Annotated in this window: 14 protein-coding genes and 1 pseudogene; 1 reads left to right on the top strand and 14 read right to left on the bottom strand. The window is 43.1% G+C overall.

Translation table 11 applies throughout. The annotated features are described in order from the left end of the window. Positions 1-2: 2 nt before the first annotated feature. The 10 genes and pseudogenes from pknB to QR40_RS33490 all read right to left on the bottom strand — a co-directional run. Complete coding sequence (pknB, locus tag QR40_RS30645; RefSeq protein ID WP_044293117.1) at positions 3-2,351, bottom strand: Stk1 family PASTA domain-containing Ser/Thr kinase; 2,349 nt, start codon at positions 2,349-2,351, stop codon at positions 3-5. Continuing rightward, the gene (locus QR40_RS02135) at positions 2,351-3,088 is read right to left on the bottom strand and encodes a Stp1/IreP family PP2C-type Ser/Thr phosphatase (RefSeq protein WP_027293516.1); all 738 of its coding nucleotides are present in this window, start codon (positions 3,086-3,088) and stop codon (positions 2,351-2,353) included. The genes pknB and QR40_RS02135 overlap by 1 nt, the downstream gene beginning before the upstream one ends. 31 nt (positions 3,089-3,119) lie before the next feature. Further along, positions 3,120-4,157, bottom strand: coding sequence for a dual-specificity RNA methyltransferase RlmN (rlmN, locus tag QR40_RS02140; RefSeq protein WP_044293118.1), 1,038 nt, complete (start codon positions 4,155-4,157; stop codon positions 3,120-3,122). Between the two features lie 4 nt (positions 4,158-4,161). Then, positions 4,162-5,517, bottom strand: coding sequence for a 16S rRNA (cytosine(967)-C(5))-methyltransferase RsmB (gene rsmB / locus QR40_RS02145; protein WP_027293514.1), 1,356 nt, complete (start codon positions 5,515-5,517; stop codon positions 4,162-4,164). Continuing rightward, complete coding sequence (locus tag QR40_RS02150) at positions 5,510-6,193, bottom strand: zinc metallopeptidase (RefSeq protein ID WP_138002641.1); 684 nt, start codon at positions 6,191-6,193, stop codon at positions 5,510-5,512. Before QR40_RS02150 ends, rsmB begins: the two co-directional genes overlap by 8 nt. 192 nt (positions 6,194-6,385) lie before the next feature. Continuing rightward, positions 6,386-7,318 carry a methionyl-tRNA formyltransferase gene (gene fmt / locus QR40_RS02155; RefSeq protein ID WP_044293486.1) on the bottom strand — a complete coding sequence of 311 codons (933 nt, stop codon included), beginning with the start codon at positions 7,316-7,318 and terminating at the stop codon, positions 6,386-6,388. Positions 7,319-7,451: 133 nt separating this feature from the next. Then, a complete protein-coding gene (def, locus tag QR40_RS02160; protein WP_027293511.1) occupies positions 7,452-7,928 on the bottom strand; it encodes a peptide deformylase in 477 nt (158 codons plus the stop codon). A gap of 49 nt (positions 7,929-7,977) precedes the next feature. Next, entirely contained in the window at positions 7,978-10,200 is a 2,223-nt protein-coding gene (gene priA, locus QR40_RS02165) for a replication restart helicase PriA (RefSeq protein ID WP_044293120.1), read from the bottom strand. A 47-nt stretch (positions 10,201-10,247) separates the two neighbouring features. Further along, entirely contained in the window at positions 10,248-11,726 is a 1,479-nt protein-coding gene (locus QR40_RS02170) for a UDP-N-acetylmuramoyl-L-alanyl-D-glutamate--2,6-diaminopimelate ligase (protein ID WP_044293121.1), read from the bottom strand. 208 nt (positions 11,727-11,934) lie between these two features. Further along, positions 11,935-11,994, bottom strand: a pseudogene (locus QR40_RS33490) (DUF6783 domain-containing protein); the annotation flags it as partial. Between QR40_RS33490 and QR40_RS32935 the strand changes: the two are divergent. Next, positions 11,995-12,126 (top strand): DUF6783 domain-containing protein, encoded by a 132-nt coding sequence (locus QR40_RS32935; protein ID WP_334291764.1) that lies wholly within the window; start codon positions 11,995-11,997, stop codon positions 12,124-12,126. Here QR40_RS32935 and recQ read toward each other — a convergent pair. From recQ to QR40_RS02190, 4 genes are all read right to left on the bottom strand, one after another. Continuing rightward, entirely contained in the window at positions 12,072-14,336 is a 2,265-nt protein-coding gene (gene recQ, locus QR40_RS02175; protein ID WP_081998785.1) for a DNA helicase RecQ, read from the bottom strand. The genes QR40_RS32935 and recQ overlap by 55 nt on opposite strands. A gap of 259 nt (positions 14,337-14,595) precedes the next feature. After that, positions 14,596-15,213 carry a hypothetical protein gene (locus QR40_RS30655; protein WP_052430653.1) on the bottom strand — a complete coding sequence of 206 codons (618 nt, stop codon included), beginning with the start codon at positions 15,211-15,213 and terminating at the stop codon, positions 14,596-14,598. After that, positions 15,170-16,435 carry an ABC transporter permease gene (locus tag QR40_RS02185; RefSeq protein WP_044293122.1) on the bottom strand — a complete coding sequence of 422 codons (1,266 nt, stop codon included), beginning with the start codon at positions 16,433-16,435 and terminating at the stop codon, positions 15,170-15,172. Before QR40_RS02185 ends, QR40_RS30655 begins: the two co-directional genes overlap by 44 nt. After that, positions 16,435-17,313, bottom strand: coding sequence for an ABC transporter ATP-binding protein (locus QR40_RS02190; RefSeq protein WP_027293506.1), 879 nt, complete (start codon positions 17,311-17,313; stop codon positions 16,435-16,437). Before QR40_RS02190 ends, QR40_RS02185 begins: the two co-directional genes overlap by 1 nt. Positions 17,314-17,319 lie beyond the last annotated feature (6 nt).

Genomic DNA, 17,319 nt, shown 5'->3' on the forward strand with positions numbered 1-17,319 from the left:
CTCTAATTAAACGGTATCGGCGAGTAACGAACCGGACTGCCGTATTCTCCTGTAGAAGCATCTTTCACATAGATATAAGCAACACCATTTACTCCTTTTGTACCTTTTGCATTCAGCACATAAGGAAATTCAACTGCGGTTCCCTCTACTATGGTAGTAGTTTTATCGCCTTGTACTAATAAGATCTTAACGGCTTCCCCGTTATAGCCATCCGGCGCCTGTAATCCAACATCACAGGTTCCGGTTGTGGAAGCATCCGTATTATTTGTTGTGCCATTTCCTAAATTCGGGTCAGTCTGGGCAGGATCCTGGCCCCCGGAACCTGCACTGATCGTCAGCGTAATGACAGTGCCTTTTCCTACTCCCTGCCCGGAGGTAATATCCTGATCCATAACGGTTCCCGCAGAATACATCTCTGAATACTGCTCCTGCGATTTTACGGTCAGTCCAAGTGCGGACAAAGTATCTTTGGCATCAGAAAACGTGCTGCCGATTACATTAGGCACAGTAATATCGTCTTCTTCTTCCGGTCCATCACTGATTACAACGATTACCGTATCTCCTGAACTTGCAGATGCTCCGGCTTCCGGTGTGGAACGGATTACCAGGTCTTTTGCAATCAGATCATCATTTTCTCTTGTCACAGAGATGCTCAGATTCTTTTCTGCCAGTTCTGATTTTGCTTCTTCCTCTGTCAATCCTGTCACATCCGGTACCGTAACAGACTGCTGCTGGTTATCTGATTCTTCCGGTCCCTTACTGATCGTATAGGTAACCGTGGTGTTCTTGCTGACACTGGTATTTGCAGCGGGGTTCTGGGAAACAATCTGTCCCTGTGCATACACAGATGATGCCTGCTCTCCTGCAAGGGAAGCCCCAAGACCTAATGCATTTAATTTTTCCTTAGCCTGATCAGCCGTAAGGCCTTGCAGATTAGGTACGGTAACTTCTGCCTGGTCCGCAGAGGAATTGCTCTGCTGTGTACTGCCTGTTCCATTACCCTTGGACGCAGATTCTGACTCTGTCGTCTTAACTGTTGATGTTTCCGTAACCTTCGGAGACTCCGTTGTCTTTTTCTTACCCGCTCCGAAATTAAATAATCCCAAAGCATTTCCGATTAAAACCAGGAACACGCATCCAATAACAATGGCAATAATAATACTTCCGATGGTCATTACCTTTTCCAGTTTTGGATTAATACCGGATCTTCCGTCATCGTCATCATCGTCGTCATCATCATCCGGATCATAATCATCATTCATATATCCATTATTGTAATTGTCTCCATAACCGCCCTGATATCCGCCGCCCTGGTAACCGTTATTCTGGTAGCCATTGCCCATATAGCCGTCGCCCTGGTAGCCATTGTTCATATAGCCGCCGTAGTTTCCATCCTGTCCGCGGTTATCATTGCCGCGGCTATCATTCCCTCTGTCACCATAGCTGTTATGAATCTGATCCAGTTCATCTTTTGATATAACAACCGTTCTTGCATTATTATTAATAGGGGTCAGCTGAACAAAGTCCCCATCCGGATTTACCAGCGATTCTTTTAAGTCATGAATCAGTTCCGTCATATCATTATAACGCCTGTCCGGACTTTTCTGGGTACACTTTGCAATAATCTGAACCGTACTGTATGGAAGATCGGGAACAAATTTATGAGGTGACGGCATTTCCTCCTGCAGATGCTTGATCGCAATTGCAACCGTAGAGTCACCATCAAACGGAACATGGCCTGTCAGCATTTCAAAAAGTGTAATACCAAGTGAATAGATATCACTCTTCGCATCGCTGTAACCTCCTCTCGCCTGCTCCGGTGAACTGTAATGTACAGACCCCATCACATTGGAGCTTATGGTATTGGAGGAAGCAGCCCTGGCTATTCCAAAATCTGTTACTTTTACTTTACCATCTGTAGAAATGATGATATTCTGGGGCTTTACATCACGATGCACAATACCCTTCTTATGTGCCGCCTGTAAGCCCATGGAAACCTGCACCGCAATGCTGGTCGCTTCACGAACCGCAAGTCTTCCTTTTTTTCCTATATAATCCTTTAATGTAATTCCTTCAACTAACTCCATTACAATAAAGTAGATTCCATGATCGTCCCCTACATCATAGACATTAACAATATTTGGATGCGCAAGGCCTGCTGCAGCCTGTGCCTCCACCCGGAATTTGGAAATAAACGCTGTGTCATCCCGAAATTCCTGTTTGAGCACCTTGACCGCTACAAACCGATTCAGCTTATGGTCTTTCGCCTTATAGACATCCGCCATACCGCCGGCACCAATTCTGCCTACGATTTCATAACGTTCCTGGATAAACATTCCTTCTTTTAACATTATTCCACCTCACCTGTCAACGGTTCTATCAAAACAACCGCAATATTATCTTTACCACCATTTTGATTCGCCCTTGCAATCAGTTCGTTTCCAATCCACTGTAGATTGGGTCCGCTTTTTACAATTTTCTCTATTTCTGCGTCCTCTATCATGTTGCTTAACCCATCTGAACACATCAAAATGATGTCTCCCCTCTGAAGCCTCATGTCAAAAAAGTCTATTACCACTTTCTTTCTGGCCCCAATTGCTCTTGTAATAATATTTTTATCCGGATGATTCCTAGCCTGTTCCCGGTTGATCTCACCAATCCTGACCATCTCTTCTACAAGAGAATGATCTTTTGTAATCTGTAAAATTTTATCACTGATCAGATACAGCCTGCTGTCCCCTACATTTGCCACATACAGATATTGCCCGATGATTGTCGCTACCACCAGGGTGGTCCCCATACCCGCCAATGCCTCGGATGAACTTGATTTTTCCATAACTTTATTATTTGCAGTTTCGATTGCTGAACGTATTATTTTTATCGGATTTGTATCCTGGTTTTTACGGATATCCTCAAGCAATACCTCCACCGTATAGCTGGAAGCCTCATCGCCTGCGTTATGTCCGCCCATACCATCTGCAACTACAAAAAGATTTGGAAGATTCCCCACAAGCCCACCAGAAGCATAAACGAAATCCTGGTTTGTTGTCCTTTTTTGCCCTACATCCGTAACGCAATATGATTTCATGTTTCTTCCTCTCCTTTACAATTTATGACACTTAAACTTTTTCCATATAACTTCTGCGTAACTGTCCACAGGCGCCATTGATATCTCTGCCCATTTCTCTTCTTATAGTAACATTAATTCCACATTTTTCAAGTTTATTTTTGAAATTGTCAATAACTTTTTTCTGGGATTGAACATAATCCCGTTCCTTAATCGGATTCACAGGAATCAGATTTACATGACAGTTTAACGGCTTAACCAATGCGGCCAGTTCATCTGCATCTTCCTTTTTGTCGTTCACACCGCCAACCAGGCTGTACTCAAAAGTAATCCGCCTGCCTGTTTTTTCAAAATAATACTTGCATGCATCGATTACTTCATCCAGGCTGTATTTATTGGATATTGGCATTAGTTCAAGCCTCTTTGCCTGGTTAGATGCATGAAGAGACAGCGCCAGGGTAATCTGTAACTGTTCATCTGCAAGCTGTTTCATCCTGGGAACGATTCCGCATGTGGAAACAGTAATATTTCGCTGGCTGATATTCAGCCCGTGTTCGTCTGTAAGCATCTGGAAAAATTTCAATATATTGTCATAATTGTCGAGAGGTTCACCCGTTCCCATTACAACGACATTGCTAACCCGCTCCCCAGACAGCTTCTGGATCCGGTAAATCTGGTCCAGCATTTCTGCTGCCGTAAGATTCCGGGTCCATCCTCCAATCGTCGAAGCACAGAAACGGCATCCCATCTTACACCCCACCTGGGAAGAAATACACACGGAATTCCCGTGTTTATATCGCATGAGTACACTTTCAATTACATTTTGATCCTTCAGTTCAAATAAGTATTTTTGTGTCCCGTCTATCTGAGAAGTGAGTACTTCCGCTACCGAAAGACATGTACAATCATAATGCTCTGTCAGTGTATCTCTGAGATTTTTGGATAAATTCGTCATTTCATTAGGCGAATCTGCCAGTTTTTGATGTATCCACTGATAAATCTGACCCGCCCGAAACGGTTTTTCTCCAATCTTTGCCATCTCCGCTTTCATCTCTTGAAAATCAAGCGTCTTTAAATCTACTTTTCCCATTTCACTAACCTATCCTCTTAAATCTTGCCATAAAGAATCCGTCTGTCTTGTGAATTCCCGGCAATAACTGCAGATAACCTGCTTTTGTGGTTTTACTTCTCAGTTCTTCACAGATATACGGATCAATGCTTTCCAGCTGGAAAGGATAATTATCCAAAAACCATTTAACATTAAACTGATTCTCATCTGCTCCTATGGTGCAGGTACTGTAAATCAGGGTTCCGCCAACTTTTACATAAGGGTAAACTGTATCCAGTATCTTCCGCTGCAGCTTAACCAGTTCCTGCTGCTTTGTCTCTGTCATTTTATATTTAATATCTGTTTTTTTACCAATTACACCCAGGCCTGAGCAAGGAAGGTCTGCCAGCAGAATATCTGCCTTTTCCACTGATGCACCATCGAATACCGTAGCATCCTGACGTACGGCTATCATATTAATAAGTCCGACCCGCTCGATATTTTCCAGCATCATATCAACTTTATAATCCGTAATATCTCTTGCTTCCACATGTCCGCTGCCATTTAGCTTATCTGCTAAATGAAGGCTTTTTCCTCCCGGTGCCGCACAGACATCGATGCAGTAGTCTCCAAACTTCGGCGCTGCTATCTCCGCAACCAGCATGGAACTTACATCCTGTACCTGGAACATTCCTTCTTTAAATGCATTGATGGCCTGCATATAATTATAATCAGAGATCTCCAGTGCATAATCCAGGTACGAAACATCTTCTGCCGTGATATTCTGCTCTTTTAGACTTGCCTTTACTTCTTCTTTTGATGCCTTATTCAGATTACAGCGGATACTGGTCTTCTGGTCTTTCTCAAAATTAGTGCAGACCATTTCAACGGTTTTCAGATCATACTGTCCCAGCCATTTTCTCAATATCCATTCCGGCATGGAGTACCTTACCGAAAGATAATGAAGGGGATCCTTTACCGGATCCGGGTACTCAACCTTGTCTATTCCTCTTGCTATACTTCGAAGCACTCCGTTTACAAATCCTTTTAAGCTGTAAAACCCGCGCTTCTGGGCTATTTTTACAGCTTCATTACAGACTGCCGAATCCGGAATGCTGTCCATATATTTAATCTGATACACTGACATCCGCAGAAGATTGCGGATTAAAGGCTTCATATTTGCCACCTTTACCGTAGAAAACTGCTCCAGAATATAATCCATCTGAAGCATATACTCTATGGTTCCCTCCGCAAGCCTCGTAATGAATGCCCTGTCCCTTTTTTCTAAATACTGATACTTCTCCAGGACGCCGCGGATTACAACATGACTATATTCTTCTTCCTCCGTAACCTCCATTAAAATACCCAGTACAATTTCTCTTAAGTTCACCGTTTTAGTCACGATTCCTTCCTCCTGATAGTATGATCAAACGAAGCAGCTGCAAAATAGAAGATGCCAGACTCGCAACGTAAGTAAGTGCTGCTGCTGAAAGTACCTGCTTTACACCAGCCACCTCCTGGTCTCCGCAAATATGGGAAGACCCAAGAATTTTAACAGCACGTGATGAAGCATTGAATTCTACTGGAAGTGTTACCAGCTGAAAAATTACCGCCAGTGTAAATAAAACGATTCCCGCTGTCATAAGCGGTCCCATTGAAAATATCAGCCCTGCCAGGAAAATCGGCCAGAACAGTGTGGATCCCAGGTTTGCTGCGGGAACCAGAGTACTTCTGAGGATCAGAGGCTTATACTGCTCCTGATGCTGGATTGCATGACCACATTCATGTGCCGCCACTCCGATGGCAGCCACTGAGGTTGACATGTAAGTACTATCTGATAAATTTAATGTCTTAGATCTGGGATCGTAATGGTCGGTCAGATTTCCCTGTACCCGCCGGATCCCTACATCATAAATACCTGCACCGTGAAGAATCCGCTCTGCTGCCTGCGCACCGGTAAGGCCAGACATACTGCGCACCTTGTCGTATTTTGCAAAAGTACTTTTTACCCTGGCAGAAGCGATCAATGAGATTACCAGTCCGATCAGCACCAGAATCATAGTCGGATCATAAAGCATACCTAAACCGCCAAAACCTAATCCATAAAATCCGTTTGAACTGCTATAGCTAAGTAACATGATTTTCATTCCCTTCTATCATCATCTAAGTGTGATAAATAACATTCACACTGCTTCAAGTGAGACTATTCTAACCTATTTTTTGCAAAAAACCACCGACTTCACAGTAATTTCATAAATTCTTAAACTTTTTTAAGATAAAAGACTGCCAACCGCTAATTGGCATCCCCGTAAAAATGCATCCACAGGCATTTTTTTCTTGCCTTCCAGCTGGACTTCCAAAAGGCTTAACATACCGTCCCCGGTCTGCACTTTTACCGAGTTTCTGGTGATTTCGGCAACCGTCCCCGGTGCTGACCCGGAATTACCTTCTTCTGCGTCAGACATCCAGATCTTCAATGTTTTCCCGTCCAGATGCGTATATGCACTGGGCCATGGATTCAATCCCCTGATCAGGCGTTCCAGTTCTGCCGCACTCTTCTTCCAGTCGATCTGCCCGTCTTCTTTTTTTAACATTCTGGCATAATCGGTGGAACTCTCTACCGGCTGTTTTTCATAAGATACCTGACCGGATTCCAGCTTGTCCAATGTTTCTATCAGCAGCTCTGCCCCCGCCTGACTAAGCTTATCAAACAGACTGCCTCCCGTTTCTTTTTTCTCAAGCTCCACCACTCTGGTTGTGATCATATCACCGGTATCCAATCCTGCATCCATACGCATAATTGTGACTCCGGATTCCCTTTCCCCATCAATCACTGCCCACTGAATAGGTGCAGCCCCCCGGTACTTCGGTAATAATGAACCATGTACATTCAGGCATCCAAGTCTTGGAACGTCCAGGACTGCCTGGGGTATAATCTGACCAAAAGCCACCACTACAACCACATCCGGAGAAAGTTCTTTTAATATTTCTAAAAATTCCGGATCTCTTACTTTTTTCGGCTGGTAAACAGGGATTCCTGCTTTCTCTGCCACTTCTTTTACCGGAGGAAACTGCATTGCTTTTCCTCTGCCCTTTGGTTTGTCCGGCTGGGTTACTACTGCCAAAACCTCATGCCGGGATTCTATTAGTTTCTTCAATGTCCCCACTGCAAAATCCGGGGTTCCCATAAATACAATTTTCAACTTTATACCCTTTGCATATTCCAGGCCTGCCTGCAATACTGCCACTTACAAAACAGGCTGAAAGAATCAAAGCGTGGCATCCTTTCAATATCAGAATTTTCTTTCAGCCTTATAACTTTTTTCTAAAGAATGACTATTCTTCTTCCTCTAAACTTTCCACATCCATCAGTTCCCCCTCCACATGGTTGGTGAACATAACTCCGTCCAGGTGATCGCACTCATGGCAGACTGCTCTTGCAAGCAATTCCGTAGCTTCCAGCGTAAATTCTTCCATATTTTCATCCAGTGCTTTCACTTTTACATAATTGGGTCTTGTTACAATGCCGGTCTTGCCAGGCAGGCTTAAACATCCTTCATTTCCAGTCTGTTCATCCGCTTTTTCCACAATCTCAGGATTGATAAATACTCTTGGAGTTCCGTCCGTATCAATCACCACAATTCTTTTCAAAATTCCAACCTGTGGTGCCGCAAGGCCCACTCCCATTTCCATGTACATCGTTTCAAACATATCCTCGATAAGTTCCTGGATTCTCGGAGTCATCTCTTTTACTGGTTTACATTTCTTCGTTAAAACCGGATCCCCCATAATTCTTATCTTTCTGAGTGCCATTTTACTTTCCTCCAACTCTTTTGTTTATATTATCAGGGCATCAATGTAATCAATTCAGATCGAACTGTATATTTACACTTTCATATCCCTGGTTTGCTTCTATATATTGTTCCACTTTATCTTTAATCATAGTCAGTAAATCGTGTCTTTCTTCCTTCAGATATATAACTTTATGATAGATATCATTTACCTTTGCAACCGGTTCATCCGCCGGTCCGATAATGCGCACACTGGTATTTCCCGCAATCCGTACAATAAACTTTTGCAGATAATCCATGGCCAGACTTAAATGCATCAACTCCTGACATGCTCCGTGAATTGCCATCATATTTGATGCAGGCGGATACCCCGCCAGACTCCGATAGGCTATTTCCTGTTCGTAGAAGCTTTCGTAATCCTGATTTGCTGCTGTGATAATGCAATAGTGCTCCGGGTCATACGTCTGGATGATGACTTCCCCTTTTTCCTCACCTCTGCCTGCTCTGCCCGCAGCCTGGGTCAGCAATTGAAAAGTACGTTCCCCTGCCCGGTAATCACTGGCATGAAGTGAAAGATCCGCCGCTAATATCCCAACCAGGGTCACATTTGGAAAATCATGCCCTTTTACAATCATCTGGGTTCCGATTAATATGTCTGCTTCCTGATTAGAAAAGGCCGACAGTATTTTTTCATGTCCATCCTTTTCTTTCGTAGTGTCCATATCCATTCTTAATATCTTTGCCTGGGGGAATTCTTTCTGTACAAACTCTTCTACCTGCTGGGTTCCCACCCGAAATCCCCTGATGAATTCAGAACCGCAGTTCGGACACTTCTCGGGCCGGGGTTCTTCGTAACCGCAATAATGGCAGACTAGCTTTCCGTTATTATGAACTGACAGGGAGACATCGCAATGAGGGCACTGAATAACATGTCCGCACATACGGCAGGAGATAAAGCCTGCATAACCTCTTCTGTTTAAGAATAACATAACCTGCTGCCTCTTATCAAGCCGGTCCTGCATCAATTCTTTTAACCTGCCGCTTATGACCGAACGGTTTCCTGTCTTAATCTCTTTACGCATGTCTTCCACAAATACATTTGGAAGTTCACTGGTCCTTGCCCTGTTCTGCATGGTGAACAGTGTATATTCTCCAGTCTTTGCCTTATAATAAGCATCCACTGATGGAGTTGCCGAACCAAGTACCACCTTGGCGCCTTCTAAGACACCACGCTGGATTGCAACCTCCCTGGCATGATAGCGGGGTACGCTTTCACTTTTATATGTCGGCTCATGCTCTTCATCAATAATGATGATTCCCAAATTAGGAAAGGGGGTGAACAATGCAGACCTTGGACCGATCATCACATCGATGTCACCCTGCTTTGCCCGTTCAAACTGATCAAAACGCTCCCCCGGGGACAGCCGGGAGTTCATAATCGAAATCCGGTCTCCGAACCGTTTATAAAAACGCATCACAGTCTGATAAGTAAGTGCAATTTCCGGGATCAGCACAATCGCCTGCTGCCCCTTATCGATTGCATGGGCAATCAGCTCCATATATACCTCTGTCTTGCCGCTGCCGGTGATCCCATGTATCAGATACGTACGTTCTTCTTTATCTTCCCAGCCGGCAATGATCTTATCTGCAATATATGCCTGTTCTTCGTTAAGCCGAAGCAGATAATCTTCTTTCATCCCCAGTTTTATGGGATTGCGGTAGACCTTCGTGGTTTTTACCTCTATGATCTGCTGTTCTGTCAGTGACTTTATGGTGCCTCCGGTAATATTCAGCTTTGTTGTTACCAGTTCATAGGGAAGCTCTTCTGCCTCTAAGAGTGCTTCCAGCAGGCGCTCTCTGGCTTTTTGGTGTTTCTTTTTATAAAATTCCAGTTTTTCTTCCGCTTCCCTTCGTTCCATGATCAGGCAGATCTGTTTTTTTTCTTTTGGTTTGACCTTTTGCTTTATGGGAATTACCGTTTTAAGCGCCTGTATCATCGTCGCACCATAATTTTCCCTAATCCAGGCCGCCAGGGCAATCAGCCTGGATTCACTGTCACTGCTGTCTGTGACGATTTCGCAGATTTCCTTCATTTTTGACGGTTCGTATTCACATTTGCGGCTGATAGAAACCACGTACCCTTTAATGAATCTGTTTCCCCTGCCAAACGGAATCTTTACAACCATTCCTATCTGCAGGCTGCCCTGCATTTCTTGGGGAATCTGGTACTGGAATGTTCGATCCAGTTTCTCCTGTGTAATATCCACAATAATATTTGCGTATAACTTTTGCATTTATTCTCCTTGAGCGTGATTTGAAATTGCTTTCTGACTGCAGTGCATCACACTTTGCGGGAGATTTGTCTGTCTTCATCCAATATTTCCTGAATCAGAACACGTTCATCCATAGGATATTTTTTACCCTCAATTTCCTGATAATCTTCATGTCCCTTACCCGCCAGAACAATGACATCTCCCGGCTGGCCGTGATGAATGGCATAGGCAATTGCTTCTTTTCTGTCGCTAATCTTAATGAACTCTCCCTTTGTCTTCGAAATTCCAATCTCAATATCTGCTAATATATCTTCCGGTTTTTCAAACCTGGGATTATCGGATGTAATAATCGTGAAGTCTGCAAGCCTGCCTGACACCTCGCCCATTTCATATCTTCTGGCTTTTGACCGGTTTCCGCCGCATCCAAAGACACAGACCAGTCTTTTGGGCTGATACTCCTTCAGCGTTCCAAGCAGGCTCTCCAGACTCATGGCATTATGGGCATAATCGATCATCAAGGTAAATGCATCCGACACCTTAATCATTTCTATTCTGCCTTTTACTTTTGCCTTTCCAAGAGCATTAACGATATCCGATTCTTTTACCCCAAAATGCCTGCAGATTGCAATAGCTGTCAGTGAATTATATACACTGAATTTCCCTGGGACATCTATTTCAACATCAAAATCCATAAGCCCATTTACATGGTAGGAAATCCCCAGATATCCCGGTTTCGATACCAGTTCTGTGTTGGTTGCACGAAGATCTGCTTTTTCGGAAAAGCCGTAGGTTTCCACTTCACAGGTATGCCCTTTTAGTATCTGATCCAGATGTTCATCATCTGCATTGAAGATACCCAGTTTGCACTGTTTAAACAGCATTGCCTTACACCTTAAATAGTCCTCAAAGCTCTCATGCTCCGCAGGGCCGATATGATCCGGTTCTATATTCGTAAAAATACCAATTTCAAAGGTAAATCCTGCCGTCCTGTGGAGCATCAGCCCCTGAGAGGAAACTTCCATCACAACACAGTCGCATCCTGCATCTGCCATGCGTCTAAAATATTCCTGCACCAGCGTAGATTCCGGTGTTGTGTTTGCCGCTGGAATTACAACCTCTCCGATAATGGCTTCTATCGTCCCTATCAGTCCTACCTTATGACCTGCGGATTCCAGGATAGATTTTACCATATATGTGGTTGTGGTTTTTCCCTTGGTTCCTGTAATCCCAATCACCTTTAATTCTTCCGCAGGATATCCATAATATGCCGCGGCAATAAGGGCCATGGCGTAACGTGTGTCTGCTACCTGAATCACCGTAACATGTTTTGGAGCATTTACCGGATCTTCTGCCACCAGAACCTTTGCTCCTTTTTCAACAACTTCTGCTGCATATTTATGTCCATCACTGACGGCTCCTTTAATACAGATAAACAGAGAACCATCTGATACTTTTCTGGAGTCATTCACTACTTCCGTAACTTCTGTCTGAATATCCCCCTGAATACACTGATATTCTACCCGTTCTAATAATTGTGCTAATTTCATAATATTATCCTCCATGTCTGTCTTACATGTCTTAATCCATAACCCCAGAGCGTGTTTAAAATTGCTTTCTGACAACAGAAGCTGATTTATGTGGTTACAGAGATTTTCTACCCTTTAGGATAACATACCTACAGGTACTTTTCAACTTTTTATCATCGCAGGAGACGACTTAAAATTGATGGCTTTTCACCCCTGCTTTAGTACGTATTTAAAAATTGCTTTCTGACAGCTGCGCGTCACAGTTTGTGGGAGATTTGTCCCGGATGAAGTGCGTAGCGGGCTACGTAACCTGAATCCGGGCAAATATACCGCAAAGTGGGGCGTGCAGATGGCGGGAATGAATTTTCAAGCGCGTTCCAGCAGAGCCGCCACTATTTTCCTCTGTGCATCCTCATTATAATAAAGTACTTCATACTCATTTCCTTTTTCACTTATCCGTGTTATAGCCTGTATTCCATATCCGGCACCCGTTTCTGTTACGGTTTTAAATAGCCGTCCGTTTATCACTCTGTCTTCCAGATAACCTTCTTCTGTCAGTTTCTGTAATATTGCTTTATTCGTGAGCCGTTTCATAACCTGATCATCCCGTAAGTCATTGATTTGTCCCACCAGGTCACTTAATGTCGTCTGTTCCGAGTAATAGATCTGTTCCGCAGTTTCATTGGTTAAAACAAATTCAGATTTTTTGTTCTTGCTGCGTTTTTCTTTTATTTCTCCCTCTTCCGCAAAATCACTATCTGCACTTCCTGCAAATCCGATTTCACTTGCAGATGCAGTTGTGGCTCCATTCTGCACGCAGTTTAAAAATCGTTCTCCGTACTTTTCGTACTTGAATTCTCCCACACCGGATACCGTAAGCATTTCTTCCCTGGTCTTTGGTTTCAACACGCACATATGAACCAGGCTTTTATCTGAAAATACAACGTATGGCGGTACTTTTTCTTCTCTTGCAATTTCTGTCCTTAAACTCCGCAGTTTTTCAAACAAATCCTCATCCGCTTCTGAAAGAGATAGCCCAGCCGTTTTGCTCTTCTTCGCTTTCTTTTCCTGCTTTGCCTTAGTTTCTTTTTCTTGTTCTTTAGACATCTTCATCAAAACCCGTTCATCCTCATGAAGAATCAGTCCGGATTTTTCCGTAAGTTTTATAATCGTATACTCATCATTTGTCGCACTTAAAAACTCGTTCAGCAGCAGATGATTCATCACCTGACGCAGCTTATGTGCAGGTGTTTTTGCAAGCTCTCCGTAATGGGGATTGCCATCCATCCGGTACTGCCTGATCTTCGCGGTATTCGCACCATGTACCGTATCAATGATTACATTTATACCATACCTCTGATGGCTGGTCTGTACGCACCCAATCAGACTCTTAGCCAAATCGGTTACATCAACCTCTTCAAACTGGGTCAGGCAATTAGAACAATTCCCGCAGTAATGATCTCCGTATTCTCCAAAGTATCGAAGTAAGTAATCCCTCAGGCAGTCATTGGTACAGCAGTAGAAAGTCATCTTTTTCAACCGCTCACGGTCACGTTCTCTTACCACTGCTCTGGTAATATCATCCAATTCATCATTATCTATATCATGCTCGATAAAAAACTGATTGGTAATCACATCCTGCCCGTTATATAAGAGGATACATTCCCCCGGTTCCCCGTCTCTTCCCGCTCTTCCTGCTTCCTGATAATAGTTCTCAACATTTTTGGGCATTCCATAGTGGATAACAAATCTGACATTGGATTTATCAATTCCCATTCCAAATGCATTCGTTGCCACCATGACAGGTGCTCTGTCATATGTAAAATCTTCCTGGTTTTCCTGCCTTTCCCTATCACCAAGCCCAGCATGGTAACGGGTTGCCAAAACCCCATCCCGTACCAGATTTTCATGAACTTCCTCTACCACTTTTCTGGTCAGGCAGTATATAATTCCGCTTTCTTCAGGATGCATATCCAAATAATTTTTAACAGCTCCATAACGGTCCTTCGGCTTTAAAACCGAGAAATACAGATTCGACCTGTCAAATCCCGTACTGACCACAGTGGGCGCCTGGAGCATTAAAATATCAATAATATCATCTCTTACTTCCTGTGTTGCAGTAGCCGTAAATGCACAAATAACCGGTCTTATGGAAAATAGCTGGATAAATTCCAGAATTTTTAAGTAACTTGGTCTGAAATCCTGTCCCCACTGAGATACACAGTGTGCCTCATCTACTGCAATCATTGAAATTTTCACCTGCATAGCAAAGTTTAAAAACTCTTCTGTCATCAACCGTTCGGGCGCCACATAAATAATCTTATACTGACCCATTCTGGCTAGATCCAAAGCTTTATAATATTGAGATGTTGTAAGGGAACTATTTAAAAATGCGGCATGAACGCCTGCTTGATTTAATGCTCTGACCTGATCTTTCATAAGAGAAATGAGTGGAGAAATAACTAAAGTAATACCATCTAATAACAAACCGGGTACCTGGAAACACAACGACTTTCCCGCTCCCGTTGGCATAATCCCCAGTGTATCCCGTCCTGACAAAATACTGTCAATCAGAGTTTCCTGTCCTTCACGGAACTCATCGTATCCAAAATACTGCTTTAAAACCTTCATCTTTTCCTTGCGTAAATCCAAAATATTCACCTTTCTGCCGTCTGCTGCGGCTGCTGATTTATTATATGCTAAATCTTTATATTCTTAATGATTCTTATAATATGAATATAGCGGTTATTCAAAAGGATGTCAATAGTTTCTTGGATGTAGTAATGGGGATACTGATTAAGAAAACAGGCAGATGACGCATACCTCATAGGTCCATGCCGTCATCTGCCTGTTACGGGCCAGCTCTTCTTTTCAACGATTAATATTTTACCTACCTTCTTCTCTGCCTGTATAAAATACCAACACCAATCAATACGATACCTGCCGCACCTAAAACAATCTTCTCCTCAAAACTGCCTCTTGCCATGGAGAACAGAAAGAATTTCTGAAAATATTTATCTCCGGAATAATTACATACATAATATACCATTGGAGCCATATAAGCAATTGCTACATTATCAGATAAGCTGTATGCAAATATTCCAAGCCCGCCTAAAAAGACAGCGCCTCCCATGACTCCAAAGTAATACTGAATCGGAGAAAACACCGGATTATTGGAATACAAAATGATGATAAATGCCCCCAATACCACAAACAATGCCAACAGGGACTCCGACAGCCGTATCAGATGTACTTTGACCTCAGGCATATATTTACTCTTAGCAAGATCCCGGATGTTCTTATCCTGGTCAGGAATAAAAATCGGAACTAACAGAATAATGCCCGCTAACTGTACATACATTTCCAGCGTCTGTGCTACCTGGCCAGAATCCAATCCTTTCATCCCCATCAAAACCGGAGCTAACAGGCTAAAACATAAGGCAATCAAAAGATGGGGCAGAAAATTATGCTTCAGATTTGCTTTTCCCACTGCGATATACAATTCCATTGAATTTCCAGATCCCCTTTCTTTTCCATTCATAAATAAATATGGTTGCTATTAATATGACAACTGCCAACACGGTAAAAAAGATACGGTTGGTTAAAAGCCCCTGGTACTCTTCTAAAAATTTCTCACCCTCTCCCACCGTATTCCATCTTGGTGCCAAATGTAAACCAAATCCTCCTACAAGTCCATTTTTTACTGCACTATTTATATCAATGAACCACCAGATTCCCTGAATCAGTATCCCCAGAGCGCTGTCCGTGAGTTCAGTAAAGAAAAACCCAATGGAAACTACCATCATTGCCGTAGGAAAAAGCCATCCCAAAATGTATTTCATATATGAGAATACGTCTGCAGATACTCCCAGTGTTCTTGCATAGTAAATTCCTTCCATCATAGGTGAAATGCTTAAAATAACCACTGGTATCATGCTCATAATCAGTGTTGCCAGATAGCGGGAAAGTACAATTGATACAGAAGATGCTTTTCTGGAATATATGAGTCCACTGGCACCTGCACGCTTATCCCGCAGTCCCCTTGTTACAGCCAGAAATACCGGAAGTATCGCCAGCATCAACACCATATAGTCACAGAATATCCGGGCAAATGCACCGGTCACATGATCCACATCAATGATCTGCTGATACTCAATCAGAGCCTCTTCATAATTCATTGGAACCATTGCATTGCGGGACATCTTCTCAGGTGCATAATAGGAAGATCCGTTAGCCCCCAGAATAGAATCCACTTCTTTCATTAACTGTTCAAACTGCTCATAAGTAATGGTATCTGATATTACTGTACGCCCGTACATCGGCGGCATGATGGTTCCCTGCTGCGTTTGGTTAGAAGAATTTGGACTGTCTGCTTGTAAATCACGTACTAAATCTTCTTCTGTCTTTCCCGTCACTTCTTCCAGTATCTCTGCTACACGGTTATAATCTTCTTTATCCAGGGATACTGATTTATAAAATCCGATAGGATAAGCAGCATACGAATTGTTATACCAATCCCGTATCAGTTTGCCTGTTGTAGCCTCCATAATCTCTTTAGGGTCGCTGCTCTCTTTCATTCCATAAGACTCCTGTCCAGGCTGAGGCTTTGTAATAATTGAAAATTCCTCCATCTGCGAAGTAACAAACACTGCAAGTATAATCAGGTACAGGTAAAAGATTAGGCTCTTAAATATCTGTTTGCATTCCTTTCCTAACAAACTCAGAAACATCACCTGTCACCTCTTTCCTTCTGCATCAGATACATATATGCATCCTCGACGTTTGGCTCACAGGGGACAGCTCCGGAAAATGGTTTTTCTTCCGAAACAAATTTCACATTCAGATGATTCCCTATTGTCATCATGCTGGTAACAACATATTTTTCTTTCATACCCGAAAGTTCTTTTTTGGAAATCTCAGCTGTATAGATTTTCTGGTCTGCTTCGTGAAGAAGCTGTTCCACAGTACCTTTATACAGAATTCTGCCGTGGTTCAGGATTGCAATATCCTCACAGGTTGCCTCAATATCCCCAACAATATGCGTAGATAAAATTACGATGCGTTCTTCTGCAAGCTCGCAGAGCAAATTCCGAAAACGCACCCGTTCTTCCGGATCCAGCCCTGCCGTAGGCTCATCCACAATCAATACTTTTGGATCATGGAGAATAGCCTGCGCTATCCCCAGTCTTCTGCGCATTCCGCCTGACATGGCCCGTACCTTCGTTTTTCTTTCCTCCTGCAGATTTACCTTTTCAAGCAGGATCCCAATACGCTCCTGGCGGCGGGATCTGCTCATTCCGGACAAGACCCCTAAATAATCCATCGCTTCATAAGCAGTCATATTTCCATACATGTTAAAATCCTGTGGCAGATAACCGATCATTTTCCTTATTTCCTCCGCCTTCCCGATGGGAACCTGACACACCGTTACTTCTCCTGCATTTTTTTTAAGCAGTGTGGCAAGGACTTTCATAAGTGTGGTCTTTCCTGCTCCGTTAGGGCCAAGCAACCCAAACATTCCACTTTCAATCTTAAGATTGATATTTTTTAACGCCTGTTTTTTGCCATAATTTTTATCCAGATTTTCGATTATGATTTCTGTAGACATTTTTAT

The organism is Robinsoniella peoriensis, assembly GCF_000797495.1.
Taxonomy (GTDB): domain Bacteria; phylum Bacillota; class Clostridia; order Lachnospirales; family Lachnospiraceae; genus Robinsoniella; species Robinsoniella peoriensis.